Here is a 20,987-nt window from a genome sequence, read left to right as displayed (position 1 = left end):
GTGCTTTGAGGGGTTGGTATATCTCGGCTTGATGTTTTTTTTGTCATTGTGCATTTTGATAAAGCATTGGATACGCTAAAGAAAAAATAATCAATTGGGAGAAGTGAGATTGAACCATTTTTATTAAAAGGTCATGGGGGATACAGCTGATTATGCTATCTAATTCATGGGTAATTACTGCTTTCTTACTATTTTTATAGTGTATTGTTCTGTTTTTTACTTAACTGCATGAATTTATTTAAGATAAATATTTTGATAATAAATAACCTAAATAAAAGTTGTCAAAATGATTTTAAAATGATACCTCTTTAATAAGGACAACAAATAAAGTTAAAAAAGTAAAACTCATGAACGCATTTATCCAAGCAGTTAGCCTAATTATTATTAGCGTGGTGGTGATTATTATCCCACCGTGCGGGGCTGCACTTGGACGACGAAGGCTAAAATAACAGCCAGATCTTACGAGAACCCCGCACCGAAAGGCGCGGGGTTTTTTTTGACACAAATTTTGTTAATCCAAAAAAATATACAAAACATAATAAATACAAACAGATAAAAAGTAGGCAGACAGGAGAAAAGCATGAACGGAGCACAATGGTTGGTTCAGGCGTTGCGAACTCAGGGAGTTGATACGGTTTTTGGCTATCCTGGGGGAGCAATTATGCCAGTTTATGATGCATTGTATGATGGGGGTGTAGAACATTTACTGTGTAGACATGAACAAGGTGCGGTTATTGCAGCAATTGGATATGCACGCTCAACGGGTAAAACGGGAGTTTGTATCGCGACATCAGGCCCTGGTGCAACAAACGTTATAACAGGATTAGCAGATGCATTGTTAGATTCTGTTCCCGTTGTCGCCATTACTGGTCAAGTGGCTTCTGAATTTATTGGGACGGATGCTTTTCAGGAAATTGATGTTTTAGGTTTGTCTCTGGCTTGTACAAAACATAGCTTTTTAGTTGAATCGATAGAAGATTTGCCTCGCATTCTTGCTGAAGCTTTCGCAATCGCAAATAGTGGGCGTCCAGGACCTGTACTGATTGATATTCCGAAAGATATTCAGCTACAACACGCAGAGCTATCACCGTTCTTAATGCCAGTAGAGCAAGAAATGTCATTCCCTGAGATTGAGATACAGCAAGCGAGAGCATTGTTGGAACAATCAGAAAAACCCATGTTATACATCGGTGGTGGTGTAGGGATGTCGGGTGCGGTTTCGGAGTTAAGGGAATTTATCGCCTACACTGGCTTACCCTCTGTTTCAACATTAAAAGGGTTAGGCGCGCCAGATCCAGCAGATGAAAATTACTTGGGAATGTTAGGCATGCATGGCACGAAAGCCGCTAACATTTCTGTTCAACGCTGTGATTTGCTTATCGCCGTCGGAGCACGTTTTGATGATCGTGTCACTGGGAAATTAAATACCTTTGCACCAAATGCCAAAGTCATTCATATCGATATCGACCACGTTGAATTGGATAAATTGCGCCAAACCCATGTAGCCTTACACGGTGATGCAAAAGTGTTATTGCCAAAGTTAATGCTGAAAAAAGCCATTGCACCATGGCAAGCCGAGGTTCAGCAGCTGAAAACAGAATTTGGTTGGCGTTATGACCACCCAGGTGAACCTATTTATGCACCACTCTTATTGAAACAACTGTCCGATAAAATGAAACCGAACACGGTTGTTACAACGGATGTAGGGCAACATCAAATGTGGTCAGCGCAGCATATTACGGTGGATGCCCCTGAAAATTTCTTAACATCAAGCGGTTTGGGCACGATGGGTTTTGGTATTCCCGCTGCTATTGGCGCGCAAGTAGCGAGACCTGAAGATACCGTTGTTTGCGTATCTGGGGACGGCTCGTTCATGATGAATGTTCAAGAATTAGGCACCATCAAACGCAAACAATTGCCTGTCAAAATTCTGTTATTGGATAATCAACGCTTAGGCATGGTTCGCCAATGGCAAGAGTTGTTCTTTGAACAACGTTACAGCGAAACGATATTAACAGATAACCCCGATTTTGTTGCTTTAGCCAGTGCGTTTGGCATTAAAGGGCAGCGTATTACGGATAAGTCGCAAGTAAATGCAGCATTAGATGAATTATTGAATAGCGAAGGTGCCTATCTATTACAGGTATCAATTAATGAATTAGAAAACGTCTGGCCGCTGGTTCCACCAGGGGCGAGTAATGAAAAAATGATGGAGAAACCATTATGATGCAACATCAACTCTCGATATTGGCCCGTTTCCGTCCTGAGGTTTTAGAGCGTATATTAAGGGTCACTCGCCATCGTGGATTTAAGATAAATGCCATGAATATGGGACAATCATCAGATGGCGATAATGTTAATATTGAACTGACTGTAAGTAGTCAGAGGCCGTTAACCCAGCTTTGCGCTCAGTTAACGAAGCTTTCCGACATTACAGAAGTTGAAGTGCTACAACAAGAATCACGACTATTACGCACACAAAGTGCAATGTAAGGAAGATTAAAATGACTAAGAAAGCTGACTTTATTTGGTTTAACGGTGAAATGACGCCATGGGCTGATGCAAAGGTTCATGTTATGTCTCATGCTCTGCATTATGGTACATCAGTGTTTGAAGGCGTCCGTTGCTATGATTCTCACAAAGGGCCTGTCGTTTTCCGCCACCGTGAGCACATGCAACGTTTGCACGATTCTGCAAAAATTTACCGTATGCCTGTCAGCTATAGCGTAGAAGAGTTAATGGAAGCGTGTCGTGCGACTTTACGCAAAAATAACTTAGTCAGTGCGTATATCCGGCCATTAGTTTTTATTGGTGATGTTGGCATGGGGGTTAACCCACCAGATGGTTACAACACTGACGTCATCTTAGCTGCCTTCCCGTGGGGTGCTTATTTAGGTGAAGAAGCCCTAGATCAGGGAATTGATGCGATGGTTTCTTCATGGAATCGCGTTGCACCGAATACCATTCCTACTGGCGCAAAAGCAGGTGGTAACTATTTATCATCTTTATTAGTGGGTAGCGAAGCACGTCGTCATGGTTATCAAGAAGGTATCGCTTTAGACGTTCATGGGTATCTCTCTGAAGGTGCTGGGGAAAATATTTTTGAAGTGAAAGATGGAATTTTATATACGCCTCCGTTCACATCATCTGCATTACCAGGTATTACTCGTGATGCGATCTTAACCTTAGCAAAAGATATGGGTATTGAAGTCCGTGAGCAAACACTATCACGTGAATCTCTCTACCTTGCGGATGAAGTCTTTATGACGGGTACTGCAGCAGAAATTACCCCTGTACGCAGCGTTGATGGTATCCAAGTAGGTATTGGTCGTTGTGGCCCAGTGACTAAACAAATTCAACAAGCATTCTTCGGTTTATTTAATGGTACAACGGAAGACAAATGGGGCTGGTTAGATCCAGTAAACCCTCAATAACTAAATTGAAATAGATGTTACAGGCGGACGTTCCCCGCCTGTTTTTAAACACGGGAGTTAAAGATATGCCTAAGTACCGTTCAGCAACAACAACACATGGTCGTAATATGGCGGGGGCACGCGCATTGTGGCGAGCAACTGGAATGACCGATGCTGATTTTGGAAAACCCATTATTGCAGTTGTTAACTCATTCACTCAGTTTGTACCTGGTCACGTACATTTACGCGATCTTGGCAAACTGGTTGCAGAGCAAATTGAAAACGCAGGCGGCGTAGCGAAAGAGTTTAATACAATTGCGGTTGATGATGGGATTGCCATGGGGCATGGCGGAATGCTGTATTCCTTACCTTCCCGTGAATTAATTGCCGATTCTGTCGAGTATATGGTTAATGCGCACTGTGCGGACGCTATGGTGTGTATTTCTAACTGCGATAAAATTACCCCAGGTATGTTAATGGCGTCATTACGTCTTAATATCCCAGTTATTTTTGTTTCTGGCGGTCCGATGGAAGCAGGGAAAACCAAGCTTTCAGACCAAATTATTAAATTGGATTTAGTCGATGCGATGATCCAGGGGGCAAACCCGAATGTGAGTGATGCAGATAGCGAACAAATCGAACGTTCTGCTTGCCCAACCTGTGGTTCATGCTCTGGTATGTTTACGGCTAACTCCATGAACTGCTTAACTGAAGCATTAGGGTTATCTCAGCCAGGTAATGGCTCGTTATTAGCGACTCACGCTGACCGCGAGACCTTATTTATCAACGCAGGTAAACGTATTGTCGAGCTAACGAAACGCTATTACGAAAAAGATGATGAAAGTGCGTTACCTCGTAATATTGCCAATAAAGCGGCGTTTGAAAATGCCATGACCCTTGATATTGCGATGGGGGGCTCGACGAATACCGTTCTTCACTTGCTGGCAGCAGCACAAGAGGCTGATGTTGATTTTACGATGGAAGATATTGACCGTTTGTCTCGTCAAGTTCCGCATTTATGCAAAGTGGCACCAAGCACACAAAAATACCATATGGAAGATGTTCACCGTGCAGGTGGGGTTATTGGTATTTTAGGGGAGCTGAGCCGCGCAGGCTTACTGCAAGAAAATGTCACTAATATTTTAGGGCTGACTTTCCAAGAAACATTGGCGCAGTATGATGTCATGCTGACGAAAGACGAAAGTGTTAAGTCTATGTTTTCCGCAGGCCCTGCAGGTATTCGTACCACGAAAGCATTCTCACAAAATTGCCGTTGGCCTTCGCTGGATACTGACCGTGAAAATGGCTGTATCCGTAATATTCAGAATGCTTATAGTTTGGATGGTGGTCTTGCTGTCTTATCTGGAAATATTGCGGAAGATGGCTGTATCGTCAAAACAGCTGGGGTTGATGAGGGTAGCTTAACGTTCCGTGGCCCTGCAAAAGTATTTGAAAGCCAAGATGATGCAGTTGAATCCATCTTAGGCGGTAAAATCGTTGAAGGTGATGTGGTAGTGATCCGCTACGAAGGGCCAAAAGGTGGGCCAGGCATGCAGGAAATGTTGTACCCAACGTCCTACCTGAAATCAATGGGCTTGGGTAAAAGCTGCGCGCTTATCACTGATGGCCGTTTCTCGGGTGGTAGTTCAGGTTTGTCTATTGGCCATATTTCGCCAGAAGCAGCCAGTGGCGGCTTATTAGCTCTGGTTCAAGATGGCGATATTATTGATATCAATATTCCAAAAAGAACGATGGTGCTGGATGTCAGTGAAAGCGAACTTAACCAACGGCGTGAGGCGGAATTAGCCCGTGGTGATAAGGCCTTTACTCCACGCGATCGTCAGCGCGAAGTGTCTTTTGCACTGCGTGCCTACGCTTCCTTAGCAACTAGTGCAGACAAAGGCGCTGTGCGCGATAAGTCAAAATTAGGGGGCTGATGTGGCAGCGGCAAAACCATTACCCGCAGCACCTACAAGTGCTGATTATTTAAAGGCGGCGCTGAGTGCGCCAGTCTATGAAGCGGCTCAAGTTACGCCGCTTCAGCAAATGGATAAATTATCTGCACGTTTAGGCAATACAATTTTAGTTAAACGTGAAGACAGGCAGCCTGTACACAGTTTTAAGTTACGCGGGGCTTACGCCATGATCGCAACGTTAACGGAAGAGCAGAAAGCCAAAGGCGTTGTGACGGCATCAGCGGGGAATCATGCTCAAGGTGTCGCCCTGTCGGCAAGCCGTGTGGGTGTTAAAGCCAAAATTGTCATGCCAGTGGCAACCGCAGATATCAAAGTGGATGCAGTTCGTAGCTTTGGTGGTGAAGCCATTTTACACGGTGCAAACTTTGATGAAGCAAAAGCGAAAGCGATCACGATGGCGGCAGAAGAGGGATATACCTTTGTCCCGCCTTTTGATCACCCATCGGTAATTGCTGGGCAAGCCACTATTGCGCTGGAATTATTACAGCAAGACGTGCATCTCGACCGTATTTTTATCCCTGTTGGCGGGGGCGGTTTAATCGCGGGTGTGGCGGTTATCATCAAACAATTAATGCCTGAAATTAAAATCATTGGTGTCGAAGCGGAAGATGCAGCGTGTTTGAAAGCGGCGTTAGAAGCGGGTCACCCCGTTGATTTACCTCGTGTCGGGTTATTTGCGGAAGGTGTCGCAGTTAAACGTATTGGTGATGAAACGTTTAGATTGTGCCAACAATATGTCGATGATGTCATCACGGTGGATAGCGACTCTATCTGTGCAGCACTGAAAGATATTTTTGAAGATGTTCGCGCAATTGCAGAACCATCAGGCGCTTTAGCACTGGCAGGGCTGAAAAAATATGTCCAACAACATAACATCAAAGGTGAGCGTTTAGCGCATATTTTGTCTGGTGCGAACATGAATTTCCATGGGCTGCGTTATGTATCTGAGCGCTGTGAGATTGGAGAACAACGCGAAGCGCTGTTGGCGGTGACGATCCCTGAGGAAAAAGGCAGTTTCTTACGCTTTTGCCAGCTATTAGGCCACCGTGCAATCACGGAGTTTAATTACCGTTATACGGATGTAGACCCTGATCGTGCCTGTATTTTCGTTGGGGTGCGCTTAAGTGGTCGTGATGGTGAACGTGCAGAAATTATCCAAGAACTCAGAAGCAATGGCTATGATGTTGATGATTTATCTGATGATGAAATGGCGAAGCTTCATGTACGTTACATGATTGGCGGTCGACCATCTAAACCGTTAGATGAAAGACTGTATAGCTTTGAATTTCCAGAGTCTCCAGGAGCGTTACTGCGATTTTTAGAGACGCTTGGAACCCACTGGAATATTACGCTTTTTCATTACCGCAGCCATGGCACGGATTATGGACGAGTGCTGGCGGCATTTGAACTTGCGGGGCCAGAAGTGCGCTTTGATAGGCACCTTGATGCACTAGGATACGAGTACCACGACGAGACGGGCAATCCTTCTTTTCGTTTTTTCCTAGCGCCACAAGATAGTCAAAAAACCTTAGATTGAGTTGTCTGGGAGTAGCTCCCAAAATGCTTTAATTAGTGGCTCACTTAGGCGTTTGCTTAATAGGCAAACGCCGAGTTCGAAGGGTTCCACCATTGAAATATTGTCGAGCTGTGAGATACGGCTACGGACAGGCTCAGGACTATTATCCACGACGACACTTGGGATCAACGCGATACCACAACCAAGTGCAACCATAGATACAATCGCTTCATGGCCAGACACTGTGGCGTAAATCACAGGGTTATTGATGTGATGGCGGCGAAACCATAATTCGATACGTTTTCGTGATGGGCCATGTTCTGGCAGGATAAACGGTACCGTTGACCAATCAGGTTCTGCTTCAGTCACCATCGAACGTACAGCACAAGGCAGTGATGGTGCAATGAGCACCAATGGGATTTCACCAATTTTTGTGAAACGCACATTGTCGGGTAAACGCTCAGGTTTGCCTGCAATACCAAGGTCTGCCTCATGGGTTTCCACTTTTTCTACCGCATCCGCGGCATCGCCAGTGGTGAGCTTTATTTCGACTAATGGGTGCAAAGCACGGAATTTATCTAAAACTTGTGGTAAATGACTGTATGCGGCAGTGACTGAGCAAAAAAGATGCAACTCACCACTGAGAGATGGGCTTTGTTGGTTAAGGGCATGCTGCAGTTGCTGATATTGCAACAAAGTTTGCTGGGCAAATTGTTTTAGGTGCTCCCCTGCTTGTGTGAGTTTTACCGAACGATTATCACGGACAAATAATGGGTGACCCAATTGCTCTTCTAGGCGCTGGATTTGTCGAGACAGCGTTGAAGGGCTGACATGCATGGCTTTAGAGGTACGGCCAAAGTGGCAGCTCTGTGCTAAATGCAAAAAAAGTTTCAGATCACGAATATCCATTTTGCCCTCGGATAAAGTCATTAACTACGTTGCGAATATTGCAACATTGTATTGTTAATATATCAATTTAAGCAATGCGAAACATCGCATATAGTAAATCCATAAACGCTTAAAAATAAGCGACAGGCAAATTGATTGCCTGACATAACGAACACAACAGAACAATGGAGTATGACAATGGCGAATTATTTTAACACATTGAATTTGCGTGAGCAGTTAGCTCAGTTAGGCAAGTGCCGCTTTATGAAACGTGAAGAGTTTGCGGACGAAGCTGGCTACCTGAAAGGGAAAAAAATCGTCATCGTCGGTTGTGGTGCACAAGGTCTGAACCAAGGCCTGAACATGCGTGACTCTGGTTTAGATATCGCTTATGCATTACGCGCAGAAGCGATTAGTGAAAAACGTGCTTCATGGCGCAAAGCCACTGAAAATGGCTTTAAAGTGGGTACGTATGAAGAATTGATCCCAACGGCAGACTTAGTTGTTAACTTAACGCCAGACAAACAACACTCTACCGTTGTTCGTGCTGTTCAGCCTATGATGAAACAAGGTGCAGCACTGGGTTATTCACACGGTTTCAACATTGTTGAGGTTGGTGAAGAAATCCGTAAAGATATTACTGTTGTGATGGTTGCACCAAAATGCCCAGGTACGGAAGTTCGTGAAGAATACAAACGTGGTTTCGGGGTTCCAACTCTGATTGCTGTTCACCCAGAAAATGACCCGAAAGGCGAGGGGATGGCGATTGCTAAAGCATGGGCGGCTGCCACAGGTGGCCATCGTGCAGGTGTTCTGGAATCCTCATTTGTTGCGGAAGTTAAGTCTGACCTGATGGGTGAGCAAACTATTCTGTGTGGTATGTTGCAAGCAGGTGCATTACTGAGCTACGACAAAATGGTTGCAGACGGTGTTGAGCCAGGCTATGCCGGTAAATTGATTCAATTTGGTTGGGAGACTATCACAGAAGCGCTGAAACAAGGTGGTATCACGCTGATGATGGATCGTTTATCTAACCCTGCGAAAGTCCGCGCATATGCGTTGTCTGAGCAACTGAAAACCATCATGGCACCACTGTTCCAAAAACACATGGATGACATTATTTCAGGTGAGTTCTCATCAACAATGATGGCTGACTGGGCAAATGACGATAAAAACTTGCTGACATGGCGTGAAGAGACAGGCAAAACAGCATTCGAAAATTACCCTGAATATGCAGGCAAAATTGCAGAACAAGAATATTTTGACCATGGCGTTCTGTTAGTTGCGATGGTTAAAGCGGGTGTTGAGCTGGCGTTCGATACGATGTTAGAAGCGGGTATCTTAGAGGAATCAGCATACTACGAGTCTCTGCATGAACTGCCACTGATTGCGAACACCATTGCGCGTAAGCGTTTATATGAAATGAACGTGGTTATTTCAGACACGGCGGAATACGGTAACTACCTGTTCTCATTTGCAGCTGTGCCGATGCTGAAAGACTTCATGACCAAATTACAAGCGGGCGATTTAGCGAAGCCAGTTGCTGATAATGGCACAGACAACGCGCAGTTACGTGATATCAATGAAGCAATCCGTAATCATCCTATCGAGAAAATCGGTAAGACGCTACGTGGTTATATGACGGATATGAAGAAGATTTCAGTTGGAAGTTAATTTTTCGTCGCTCTTCGCGTGATAGGTGCGTTGGCAGTGCTCGGTTACCCAAGTCACATACTTGTGTATGCTCCTTGGGCTAACCTTATTTTTCGTCGCTCTTCGCGTGATAGGTGCGTTGGCTACACTCGGTTACCCAAGTCACATACTCATGTATGCTCCTTGGGATAACCTCCTTTGCCGCCTTCCTCTAACACGAATAGCTTAGAAAAAGAACAATGCAAAAAATTTTTTAATGAAAGCCGTATAACAAAGTGTTATGCGGTTTTTTGTTTTTTATTGTATTCAAGCTGAAAAAATAGGGCGGGTGCGTTGGCTATACTCGGTTACCCAAGTCACATACTCATGTATGCTCCTTGGGATAATCTTATTTGCTTCCTACCTAGAACGCGAAATGCTTTGGATAATCATCATATTGTCTATAGTAATAGCTTAGGAAAATATATTTTTAATATAGCGACATTATTCTGGTGAATAGTGTAGTTTCTTTAATTAGATCTTTGAGGAAATAACTTTAGCGTACGTGTTGGTTGGATTGAAGTTGGCGATAATGAGTGACTCTTGAGTCTCGCTGGCTTCAGCCATTAATATGCCATGGTTATCCCAAATAGCACTTCTTCCTGTGCCGAGGAATGAACCAGATACGCCGCAATAGTTTGCCATAATGACAGGAACCTGATGGTTTTTAGCGTAATTTTGTAATTTTTTCGTGTCAGCGTCATAGCCATTGGCTGTAATCAATACAGAGCTTAAGTAAAAAGAGGCGCCTTGATTGATGGTATCATCGGCGTGCTTTTCATGATTAGTATCTGCACATATTGCGAGTCCTAGCTGGTTTCCTTGACAATCAAAAGTGCATATAGCTGTACCTGGCGTGTAGTATTTGTCTTCCCCTGGGTGTAGATAAATTTTGCTGTAGTGGAAAGTAGCTTGATGAGGAGAAAGTACGAATAACCCTATTTGCGGCTGATCTTTTCCTATATTAATCGGTGCACCGGCAATAATCGTTATATTGTATTGATCAGCGAGTATACGTAGTGCTTCTAGCCTTGGGTCATTGTCAGTGAAGGCTAATTTTTGTGCGACATCATGTTCATAGCCTGTTAAAGATAATTCAGGAAAAATAATGACATTAACCTGATTTTTGATTGCTTGAGTGATGAGCCGTTGGTGGATTTGGATATTACTACTAACATCTCCATTGATGGGAGCAAATTGCGCAGCGGCAATGATGAAATCGTTTTGCACCAAATATTCCTTAACAGATGTAATGAGCAGCAAAGTAATTATATGTGTATAAAACTAAAAATACACAATCAGGAATATGCTGGCTATAGGGAGCACTAAAATTCTCATTATAGTAACTGCTCAAGACTTTATGGTGTTTCTGCTATAATGCGTTTTTCAGTCTTCTTTGTATGAAAGAGTTCCCATGCGATTAAACCCAGGCCAGCAACAGGCAGTTGAATTTGTCGATGGCCCTTGCCTTGTATTGGCAGGGGCTGGATCAGGTAAAACCCGTGTTATTACCAACAAAATTGCACACTTGATCCGCCAATGTGGTTATCAACCACGGCAAATTGCTGCTGTCACTTTTACCAATAAAGCCGCGCGGGAAATGAAAGAGCGTGTGGCACAAACATTAGGTAAAAAAGAAGCGCGTGGGCTCATCATTTCAACCTTCCATACATTAGGTTTGGAAATTATTAAGCGTGAATATAAAGCATTGGGTATTAAAGCCAATTTTTCGCTGTTTGATGACCAAGACCAAATGGCATTACTTAAAGAACTGACGTTTGATTTACTTGAAGAAGACAAAGATCTGCTACAGCAGTTGATCTCTTCGATCTCAAACTGGAAAAACGATCTGATCTCACCACAACAAGTTGTTGGGCAGGCACGAACGGAAAAAGAACAGCATTTTGCGGAGTGTTACCGTCGTTATGAATTACACCTAAAAAGCTGCAACGTATTGGATTTTGATGATTTAATCAGTAAGCCAACGCTTCTATTATATCAAAATGAAGAAGTACGAGAGCGCTGGCAGCAAAAAATTCGTTATTTGCTGGTGGATGAATACCAAGATACCAATACCAGTCAATACCAACTTGTTAAGTTGCTAGTGGGACAACGCGCTCGCTTTACGGTGGTTGGGGATGATGACCAATCTATTTATTCATGGCGTGGCGCAAGGCCGCAAAACTTGGTGCTACTTAGTCAAGATTTTCCTAAGTTGAACGTGATTAAGCTTGAGCAAAATTACCGCTCTTCAGGCCGAATATTAAAAGCGGCGAATATCCTAATTGCAAATAACCCTCATGTATTTGAAAAGAAACTCTTCTCAGAGCTAGGCTACGGTGCGCCGTTAAAAGTTTTAACGGCAAACAATGAAGATCATGAAGCAGAGCGGGTGATTGGTGAGCTCATTGCCCATCACTTTATCAACAAAACGGAATACAAAGATTATGCGATTTTATATCGAGGTAATCACCAGTCGCGCATTTTTGAAAAAATGTTGATGCAAAACCGTATTCCATATCGTATCTCTGGCGGTACTTCATTTTTCTCACGTCCTGAGATTAAAGACTTACTGGCTTATTTACGAGTGTTGACTAACCCTGAAGATGACAGTGCTTTTTTGCGTATTGTGAATACCCCACGTCGGGAAATTGGCCCAAAAACGATTCAAAAGCTAGGGGAATGGGCGAACCAACGGGGAAAAAGCTTATATCAAGCCAGTTTTGATTTAGGGCTAGAGCAAACCCTAAAAGGAAAAGGATTAGAGGCATTACAACGGTTTACCCAGTGGATGGACAGTATTGTTCGAACGTCAGAGCGGGAGCCGTTGATTGCGGTGCGTGATTTACTGCGTGAAATGGATTACGAAAGTTGGTTGTATGAAACATCAACCAGCACTAAAGCTGCTGAAATGCGTATGAAAAACGTCAACCAATTATTTACATGGATGAGTGAAATGGTTGAGGGGGATGAACTAAACGACCCGATGACGCTTGGCCAAGTAGTCACGCGTTTTACATTACGCGATATGATGGAACGTGGCGAAGATGACGAAGAATCAGATCAAGTTCAGTTAATGACATTACATGCATCAAAAGGCCTTGAATTTCCTTATGTTTTTTTAGTCGGTATGGAAGAAGGGTTACTGCCTCATCAAAGCAGTATTGACGAAAACAATATTGATGAAGAGCGTCGCTTAGCGTATGTGGGGATCACTCGAGCACAAAGAGAGTTGTTTTTCACTCATTGCCGTGAGCGCCGTCAATATGGCGAATTAATTCGACCTGAGCTTAGCCGTTTCCTACTTGAATTACCGCAAGATGACCTTGAATGGGAGCAACAGCGAAAAGTGGTAAGTGCCGAAGAGCGTATGCAAAAGGGGCAATCTGCACTAGCTGATATCAAGGCGCGTTTAGGACTAAATAAGAAAAGCGAGCCATAATCATTTATTGAGGTTCCACACTAGAGTGACTCTAGTGTGGAAATAATTAACAATTTGAACTGTTACGTTCTTCCAATTCTAGCATCCAATTTACATAACCTTGCCATTGCACTTCCTGTTGCAGGTTTTCTGCTCGCAGTGGATGTTCAGATAACCAGCGATATGGCAATACAATCGTGAGTCTATCTGCATTTGCATTTAATCTTAAAGCAGGCAATGTGTCATCACGTCGTCGGCTTGCAAAAATAATGGCTAATCGAAGTAAACGGCACAAACAGTAGGCTTGTTGCATCGGTAGTGCATTTTGTTGGCTAAGCGGCGCTAAATCGACGGGGCCTTGTTGATTTTTTAATAAAGCCGCCAATAGCCGTTTTTGTGCAGGGGTATAGCCAGGTAAATCCAAGTGAGTGATCAAATAGCTGGCATGTTCAGAGCCTTTGCGAAAATCAACACTTAGGCCAATTTCATGCAACGCACATGCGCTTGATAATAAATCACGACAGCGGGTATCGAGTTGCCAATCTTTCGCCACTTGCAGATAAAAATATTCGGCTAACTGACGAACGCGGCTAGCTTGTTCGATATCGACTTGGAAACGACGCTGGATATTGCGTACAGTGCGAGCGCGAATATCTTGCTCAATCGGCAGTTCTAACATGCCATAAACGAGCCCTTCCCGTAGAGCACCGCCTGCAAGTGTCATACTATCAATATCTAGCGCTTCAAAAATGGCAATTAAAATGGATAAGCCGCTTGGAAATACTAAAGCACGCTCGAAGGTTAAACCTTCAATTTCAAGCTCTTCAAGTTTTTGGCATTGAATGGCTTTGCGTTTTAGTTGCTGCAATTTAGGCAATGTAATAAGTTCATCCATGCCTTGTGCAATCATAATTTCTTGGATTGCTTGTACAGTACCTGATGCGCCAACGCAGATTTTCCAGCCGTGAGCTTTTAAGGTATCGGCAACGGGTTCGATAACCTTCCTTGCGGCTGCTTGTGCGGCTGAAAAATTGTCTTCTGTTAAGCTTCTATCACTGAAATAGCGCTCAAGCCATGTCACACAGCCCATCTCAAGGCTATAGAGCTGCTGTGCTTTTGCGCCAGTTCCTGTTACAAGTTCAGTGCTTCCCCCTCCAATATCCACCACCAAGCGTTGGTCGGGGCCGCCTGTCGTATGTGCAACACCTTGATAAATTAAGCGGGCTTCTTCTTCCCCTTGAATGACTTTAACGGGATTTCCTAGGATATTGCTGGCTTTTTCGATGAAAATATCGGCATTTTTCGCTAAGCGTAGTGTTGCAGTCGCGACCACACGAATTTGTGTTGTCGGAATATCTTGTAGATGTTCCGAAAAAAGTCGTAGACATTGCCAACCACGTTCCATCGCTTGTTCAGAAAGGTGATTGTTTTTATCTAACCCAGCAGCAAGACGGACTTTTCGTTTAACCCTAGAAATAACCTGTATGCTGCCAGCGGTTTCACGTACGACAAGCATGTGAAAACTGTTAGAACCTAAATCGATAGCAGCATAAAGAGAAGAAGATTTCAGCATAGCGTTTTTACTCAGCCTGGACGTTTATGGTTATTACGCGGACCATTGTGGCGGCGCGGTGCATTTGAATTGCGGCGCTGGCCTCCAGGGCGTGGGCGATGACGACGTTTAGGTGCGGGTAAGTCACTTAATAATGCATCGCTGTTATATTTACTCACTGGAATCGAATGTTGAATGTATTCTTCGATTGCAGGCAAGTTAAGAGCATATTCTTCACAAGCTAGGCTAATTGAATTACCACTTTCCCCTGCACGACCAGTGCGGCCTATACGGTGAACGTAATCTTCACAGTCGTCAGGTAAATCGTAGTTAAAGACGTGGGTCACTGATGGAATATGTAATCCACGTGCAGCGACGTCCGTTGCAACTAAAATATCCAGTTGGCCCTGTGTAAATTGTTCTAAAATACGTAAACGTTTTTTCTGTGCCACATCGCCAGTCAGTAAGCCAACACGGTGACCATCGGCCGCTAAATGTGCCCAAATGTCATCACAACGGTGCTTAGTATTGGCGAAAATGATGCAACGCTCAGGCCACTCTTCTTCGAGAAGAGTCTGAAGTAAACGCATTTTTTCTTCATTTGAAGGATAAAAAAGCTCTTCTTTAATGCGATGGCCCGTTTTTTGTAAAGGCTCAACTTCAACATATTCAGGGTTATTCATTTGCTCAAAGGCGAGTTCTCTCACGCGATAAGACAGTGTGGCAGAAAATAACAGATTTAGTCTGTCAGCGGCCTCTGGCATACGACGGAATAACCAACGAATATCTTTAATAAAACCAAGGTCGTACATGCGGTCAGCTTCATCAAGTACAACGACTTGAATGGCGGCTAAATCTACATGGCCTTGTTTCGCATAGTCAATAAGACGGCCAGTCGTTCCTATGAGGATATCGACACCGTTTTGTAACACTTTTAGCTGTTCATCGTAGCCATCGCCACCATAAGCGAGCCCCATTTTCAGACCCGTATATTCTGCCAACTCTTTGGCATCAGAGTAAATCTGAACAGCGAGTTCACGAGTCGGTGCCATCATGAGTGCACGTGGCTGATTCGCTTTTTTCCCTTCAATAGCAGGGTGAGTTAATAGATAATGAAACGTTGACGTTAAGAATGCTAACGTTTTACCTGTACCTGTTTGCGCTTGTCCCGCAACGTCTTTGCCTTCGACAGTGAAAGGCAATGTTGACGCCTGTATAGGCGTGCAATAATTGAAGCCTTTCTTGTTCAGAGCTTCAATGACTTTAGGGTGCAATGCGAAGTCGGAAAACTTCTTTTCTGTCAAGTGTGCTTTACTCATAGTATGTTAGAATATCAGTTAACGGTTGGTTTACGAAAGTGTATCTTTTGAAATAAAGCATACTGCTGCCAATAATGTTACACTAAGTCTGCAAAAAGATGATTCTTTGGAGTACAACATGAGCGACAAAATTATACATATAACTGATGCAAGCTTTGAAACTGCAGTTCTGAAATCAAATTCACCTGTTCTCGTCGATTTCTGGGCAGCATGGTGTGGTCCTTGTAAAATGATCGCGCCTATTCTTGATGAAGTTGCTGAAGAATATACAGGCAAATTGACCATCGCAAAACTGAATATTGATGATAATCCGGCTACTGCTCCAAAATACGGAATTCGTGGTATCCCGACATTATTATTATTCAAAAATGGTAGTGTAGCAGCGACAAAAGTTGGTGCATTATCTAAAACGCAACTGAAAGAATTTCTAGACGAAAATCTGTAAGTTATCGTTATATGTGATCTAAAACGTTTAGCGGCGTATCTATTTTATCAAGAGAGTCGCTAGACGTCCTCATCTAAGCATGATAAGTTATCACTATTCCTCGTGTAGCACCCGTATGAATTACTCTGTATTCCATTGCTCTTATCTTATATATCAAGCTAGTTAGTTCAGTATTTTAATGATTTTTGATTATCAAAACTAATGGCACAATGATTTTAAATATGAAAACTGAGAACATAGACATTGAGTTAAGCACCCGCTAGATTCAATATTGTTGTTTCACATGAATTTTTCATATACCTTAAAGATAGTGCATAAGCAGTAGTATGACATAAGACGTTGTTAAGTCTTCGGATGTAAAAACGTATCGGGAAAAATTTAGTGTGCAGGGAATGTGTTTTTAAATGCGAAGCTGAACCTAAATTTGCGATCTTGGGATAGATGTTGTCCTAAATGTACAAAAAACTATTGCTAATGTTGTGTGTGTTTCTAATAATATGCCAAACATCGTTCAGATGAGCTATGGTCATATGTTAAAACAGATTTAGCAGTGGCTAGCACAAATTTTTATGCATTGTTGTTGGCTTTATTGAGTTGGCTACCAACAGGGCAGTTAAGTTAAACTGGCACTTAATAAATAAGTTGCCGTCAATTAACGTTCATAGTTCGAGAATTACCCCGAGTTAAAGAACCCACCATTATGAATCTTACCGAATTAAAAAATACGCCAGTATCAGAATTGATTACGTTAGGCGAAAATATGGGGCTAGAGAACTTAGCCCGTATGAGAAAGCAGGATATTATTTTTTCCATTTTGAAGCAGCATGCGAAAAGTGGTGAAGATATTTTCGGCGATGGCGTACTGGAAATATTGCAGGATGGATTTGGTTTCCTCCGTTCCGCAGACAGTTCTTACCTCGCAGGTCCCGATGATATCTATGTTTCTCCTAGCCAAATCCGCCGTTTTAACCTACGTACAGGTGACACCATTTCAGGAAAAATTCGACCTCCTAAAGAAGGCGAACGTTATTTTGCTCTCCTGAAAGTCAATGAAGTTAACTTCGACAAACCTGAAAACGCACGTAGTAAAATCCTTTTCGAAAACTTAACACCATTACATGCAAATAGTCGTCTTCGCATGGAACGTGGTAACGGTTCAACAGAAGATTTAACGGCGCGAGTTTTAGACTTAGCTGCACCAATTGGCCGTGGTCAACGTGGGCTGATTGTTGCTCCGCCAAAAGCAGGTAAAACGATGTTGCTGCAAAATATTGCCGCTAACATTGCACACAATTATCCAGATTGCGTTCTGATGGTTCTGTTGATCGATGAGCGTCCTGAAGAAGTAACAGAAATGCAGCGCTTAGTTAAAGGTGAAGTTATCGCTTCTACTTTTGATGAGCCAGCTGCGCGTCACGTTCAAGTGGCTGAAATGGTTATCGAGAAAGCAAAACGTCTGGTTGAACATAAAAAAGACGTCATTATCTTACTCGACTCCATTACACGTCTTGCTCGTGCGTATAACACCGTGGTTCCTTCATCTGGTAAAGTTTTAACAGGTGGTGTGGACGCAAACGCCTTACATCGTCCTAAACGTTTCTTCGGTGCTGCCCGTAATGTCGAAGAAGGTGGAAGCCTGACAATCATTGCAACTGCACTGGTTGATACAGGTTCGAAAATGGATGAAGTTATTTACGAGGAGTTTAAAGGTACAGGTAATATGGAACTGCACCTTTCTCGTAAAATTGCGGAAAAACGTGTATTCCCAGCGATTGATTACAATCGTTCTGGTACGCGTAAAGAAGAATTACTTACTTCACAAGACGAACTGCAAAAAATGTGGATCCTACGTAAAATTATTCATCCAATGGGTGAGATTGATGCGATGGAATTCCTCATTAGTAAGCTCGCAATGGCAAAAACTAACGAAGAGTTCTTTGATTTTATGAAGAGAGCTTAGTTGTTTTAGTTTCTAGCTTCAACGAAAGGTGCCTACATGGCACCTTTTTTTGTGCGTATATCACATCATGATATATTTGAATTAAAATCTTTTTGAAAATCCATCACTCATATTAATTTGATAGATTAGTATCTAATTTTAAGATGAGAGTATTGATAATAAGTATTGTTGGAGTAATTCAATGCTGTTTATCGGGTTTACTATTTTGACTGAAATTAGTTTTTTGGTTTATTAAAAGATGTGGGGTGTCGTGAAGGCTACTAATTGATTAACACTATTTCAGTGTATTGCTTTTATGGCATGCATCTTGCAGCTATTAAGTATAAAATGTGTCAGATTCCATTATTGAATGAGCAACACGAATAAAGTGTGTTTTTTAATAATGTTACAGTTATCTCTTTATGAATATAGATTCGTCTTATAGTAGATTTTATTACTGAGATGATAATGCAGTAGCGATTGCATTTTTATCGGCATTCGCCAATAAAAGTTTAGTATTGATAGTTAAATAAAAATATTAAGAGAGTCAAACAGTGGACACCATACACTTTGTAACCAACCTCTTCTACGTCTTCTTGTTTTCGTTAGTTTTTATTTTCTTCGCCCGTATCGTTGCGATAAAAATCGGGTTAGTTGATAAGCCTAACTTCAGAAAGAAACACGTAGGGCTTATTCCTCTTGTTGGGGGAATATCCGTTTTCTTTGGGATCTGTTTTGCATTTTATATCACAGAGGAATATATCCCTCATAAGTGGTTATACATTGCGAGTGCTGGGTTATTGGTTTTTATCGGTGCATTAGATGACCGATTTGATATTAGCGTGAAGTTAAGAGCAGGGGTTCAGGCGATTGTCGCGGTCGTTATGATGACAGCTGCAGGGCTTAAACTGGAATCATTGGGTCATGCTTTTGGCCCGTGGGAATTAGTATTGGGTCCGTTTGGTTATATTGTCACTTTATTTGCAGTATGGGCGGCGATAAATGCCTTTAATATGGTGGATGGTATTGATGGGTTACTTGGTGGGCTTTCTTCTGTTTCCTTTGGAGCACTAGGTTTCTTACTGTATCAAAATGGTAACTATGCATTAGCATTTTGGTGTTTTGCTTTTATTGCAGCTATTCTTCCTTATATCCTTTTAAATTTAGGTGTATTAGGCCGTCGATTTAAAGTCTTTATGGGGGATGCGGGAAGTACTTTAATTGGGTTTACGATTATTTGGATTTTGGTGGCTTCAACACAGGAAGAGGTTCACCCAATCAACCCAGTTACGGCACTATGGATTATCGCAATCCCTCTGATGGATATGGTTGCAATTATGTATCGTCGAATCCGTAAGGGAATGAGTCCGTTTTCTCCAGACCGTCAGCACATTCATCATTTGATTATGCGCTCAGGTTTTACACCAAAAGGGGCTTTTGTTCTGATTACGTTGTCAGCCGCATTTTTAGCTTGCATTGGTATTATCGGTGAACGCTTAGCATTTGTACCAGAATGGGTAATGTTGGCATTATTTTTGCTTGTATTTATGATGTATGGTTATTGCATCAAACGAGCTTGGAAAGTCGCCCGTTTTATTAAACGAGTTCGACGCAAAGCGCGCAGGGGTGCAGTACGGTAACGAAAAAACGAAAATAGAGGTTCTGTGCAGTGAATAACTCAGAAACACAACCGAGTCAGCATCAAACACCAATAGAGCCAGAGTTGGATATCCGCGGTTTATGCCGCTCCTTGTGGCAAGGAAAAGTTTGGATCGTTGCATTTGCCGTGATTTTTGCGGCAATTGCATTGGGAGCATCCTATTTTATGCAGCCCAAATGGAGTGCGACAGCGATTACGGATTTACCAACTGTAAATAATTTGGGAAGTTATTACTCTCAGCAACAGTTTCTGCGCAACCTCGATTCCCGTATTAATAGTACTGGGCAAGAAGGGCAATTGCCGACAATTGCAAAAGAAGCTTATCAAGAGTTTACTAAGCAACTCGGCTCTTACGATACCCGCCGCCAATTTTGGTTGAGCACAGATTATTACAAGCAACGGTTAGAAAATGATCCAAAAGCGGATGCTGCATTATTGGATGAGCTCATCAATGATATTGAGTTTACACCCGCTGATGAAGTGAAAAATCTAACGGATAGTATTAAATTAGTGGCTGAAACATCAACAGACGCAAACCAGTTGTTACGCCAATACACGCAATTTGCGAATCAACGTGCAACCGCGAATCTGAATGATGAAATTAAAGGCACTTGGGCAACTAAAATGCAATCAATGAAAGCGTTGGTTAAACGTGAAGACATGGTGGCAACCGCCGCTTATGAAAGACGATTAAACGCGTTGGAACAAGCACTAAAAGTTGCTGAAAAACAAGGTATTGTGCGTAATCAAAGCGCAACACCAGTCGATGAAATCCCTGATTCTAAAATGTTTATGTTAGGTGCCCCATTATTACAGGCACAAATTGAAACATTAAAAGCAACGGGCCCAGATCATGACTCAGATTATGACCAAAATATCGCAATGTTATCAACATTAAGCGTTGGGCCTACTCTCCAAGATAATTTTCAAGCTTACCGTTATTTGCGTACGCCTGAAGATCCTGTCAAACGTGATAGCCCACGTCGAGCTTTTATGATGGTTCTATGGGGCGCTATAGGGTTATTAGTGGGTGCCGGAGTGGTACTTTCTCGCCGCCGTCCATCTTGATTTTGGGATAAGCCACTGACACATTTATCAGTGGCTTGATAAAGTCATTAAGCTTAAATAAGCAGCACACTGCAAAAGATAAATATAAGAGAGTCATC

16 protein-coding genes are annotated in these 20,987 nt (G+C 42.7%); 12 read left to right on the top strand and 4 right to left on the bottom strand.

Going from position 1 to position 20,987, the window contains the following annotated elements; genetic code table 11:
• Positions 1–347: 347 nt before the first annotated feature.
• From ilvL to ilvA, 6 genes are all read left to right on the top strand, one after another.
• Positions 348–449 (top strand): ilv operon leader peptide, encoded by a 102-nt coding sequence (ilvL, locus tag ACE2AL_RS19315; RefSeq protein ID WP_071524553.1) that lies wholly within the window; start codon positions 348–350, stop codon positions 447–449.
• 131 nt (positions 450–580) lie between these two features.
• Entirely contained in the window at positions 581–2,227 is a 1,647-nt protein-coding gene (ilvG, locus tag ACE2AL_RS19310) for an acetolactate synthase 2 catalytic subunit (protein WP_206083052.1), read from the top strand.
• Positions 2,224–2,493 carry an acetolactate synthase 2 small subunit gene (gene ilvM, locus ACE2AL_RS19305; RefSeq protein ID WP_206083054.1) on the top strand — a complete coding sequence of 90 codons (270 nt, stop codon included), beginning with the start codon at positions 2,224–2,226 and terminating at the stop codon, positions 2,491–2,493. Before ilvG ends, ilvM begins: the two co-directional genes overlap by 4 nt.
• A gap of 11 nt (positions 2,494–2,504) precedes the next feature.
• Positions 2,505–3,434 carry a branched-chain amino acid transaminase gene (locus ACE2AL_RS19300; protein ID WP_206083055.1) on the top strand — a complete coding sequence of 310 codons (930 nt, stop codon included), beginning with the start codon at positions 2,505–2,507 and terminating at the stop codon, positions 3,432–3,434.
• 65 nt (positions 3,435–3,499) lie between these two features.
• Positions 3,500–5,350: a dihydroxy-acid dehydratase gene (gene ilvD, locus ACE2AL_RS19295; RefSeq protein ID WP_206083056.1), complete on the top strand. Its 1,851-nt coding sequence runs from the start codon at positions 3,500–3,502 to the stop codon at positions 5,348–5,350.
• 1 nt (position 5,351) lies between these two features.
• On the top strand, positions 5,352–6,926 hold the full coding sequence (gene ilvA, locus ACE2AL_RS19290; RefSeq protein ID WP_272681872.1) for a threonine ammonia-lyase, biosynthetic: 1,575 nt from the start codon (positions 5,352–5,354) through the stop codon (positions 6,924–6,926).
• Here ilvA and ilvY read toward each other — a convergent pair.
• Positions 6,918–7,814: an HTH-type transcriptional activator IlvY gene (gene ilvY / locus ACE2AL_RS19285; RefSeq protein ID WP_206083058.1), complete on the bottom strand. Its 897-nt coding sequence runs from the start codon at positions 7,812–7,814 to the stop codon at positions 6,918–6,920. The genes ilvA and ilvY overlap by 9 nt on opposite strands.
• A gap of 177 nt (positions 7,815–7,991) precedes the next feature.
• On the opposite strand from ilvY, the gene ilvC reads away from it, so the two are divergent.
• Positions 7,992–9,467, top strand: a complete 1,476-nt coding sequence (gene ilvC, locus ACE2AL_RS19280; protein ID WP_206083059.1) for a ketol-acid reductoisomerase — start codon at positions 7,992–7,994, stop codon at positions 9,465–9,467.
• A gap of 492 nt (positions 9,468–9,959) precedes the next feature.
• On the opposite strand, the gene ACE2AL_RS19275 is transcribed toward ilvC, so the two are convergent.
• A complete protein-coding gene (locus tag ACE2AL_RS19275; protein ID WP_349422808.1) occupies positions 9,960–10,715 on the bottom strand; it encodes a carbon-nitrogen hydrolase family protein in 756 nt (251 codons plus the stop codon).
• A gap of 184 nt (positions 10,716–10,899) precedes the next feature.
• On the opposite strand from ACE2AL_RS19275, the gene rep reads away from it, so the two are divergent.
• Positions 10,900–12,927, top strand: coding sequence for a DNA helicase Rep (rep, locus tag ACE2AL_RS19270; protein WP_206083062.1), 2,028 nt, complete (start codon positions 10,900–10,902; stop codon positions 12,925–12,927).
• 46 nt (positions 12,928–12,973) lie between these two features.
• Here rep and gppA read toward each other — a convergent pair whose 3' ends face one another.
• Together gppA and rhlB are read right to left on the bottom strand one after the other, a co-directional pair.
• A complete protein-coding gene (gene gppA / locus ACE2AL_RS19265) occupies positions 12,974–14,479 on the bottom strand; it encodes a guanosine-5'-triphosphate,3'-diphosphate diphosphatase (RefSeq protein ID WP_206083064.1) in 1,506 nt (501 codons plus the stop codon).
• An 11-nt stretch (positions 14,480–14,490) separates the two neighbouring features.
• Positions 14,491–15,777: an ATP-dependent RNA helicase RhlB gene (gene rhlB, locus ACE2AL_RS19260; protein ID WP_206083066.1), complete on the bottom strand. Its 1,287-nt coding sequence runs from the start codon at positions 15,775–15,777 to the stop codon at positions 14,491–14,493.
• 118 nt (positions 15,778–15,895) lie between these two features.
• Here rhlB and trxA point away from each other — a divergent pair, with 118 nt between their 5' ends.
• From trxA to wzzE, 4 genes are all read left to right on the top strand, one after another.
• Positions 15,896–16,222, top strand: coding sequence for a thioredoxin TrxA (trxA, locus tag ACE2AL_RS19255; RefSeq protein ID WP_206083068.1), 327 nt, complete (start codon positions 15,896–15,898; stop codon positions 16,220–16,222).
• A 700-nt stretch (positions 16,223–16,922) separates the two neighbouring features.
• Complete coding sequence (gene rho, locus ACE2AL_RS19250) at positions 16,923–18,182, top strand: transcription termination factor Rho (protein WP_206083070.1); 1,260 nt, start codon at positions 16,923–16,925, stop codon at positions 18,180–18,182.
• A 533-nt stretch (positions 18,183–18,715) separates the two neighbouring features.
• Positions 18,716–19,801: a UDP-N-acetylglucosamine--undecaprenyl-phosphate N-acetylglucosaminephosphotransferase gene (wecA, locus tag ACE2AL_RS19245; protein WP_206083072.1), complete on the top strand. Its 1,086-nt coding sequence runs from the start codon at positions 18,716–18,718 to the stop codon at positions 19,799–19,801.
• A gap of 29 nt (positions 19,802–19,830) precedes the next feature.
• A complete protein-coding gene (gene wzzE / locus ACE2AL_RS19240; protein ID WP_047755910.1) occupies positions 19,831–20,889 on the top strand; it encodes an ECA polysaccharide chain length modulation protein in 1,059 nt (352 codons plus the stop codon).
• Positions 20,890–20,987 lie beyond the last annotated feature (98 nt).

It is taken from the genome of Providencia xihuensis (genome assembly GCF_041953405.1).
GTDB classification, from domain to species: Bacteria; Pseudomonadota; Gammaproteobacteria; order Enterobacterales; family Enterobacteriaceae; genus Providencia; species Providencia vermicola.
This window is presented reverse-complemented; position numbering and strand designations above follow the sequence as displayed.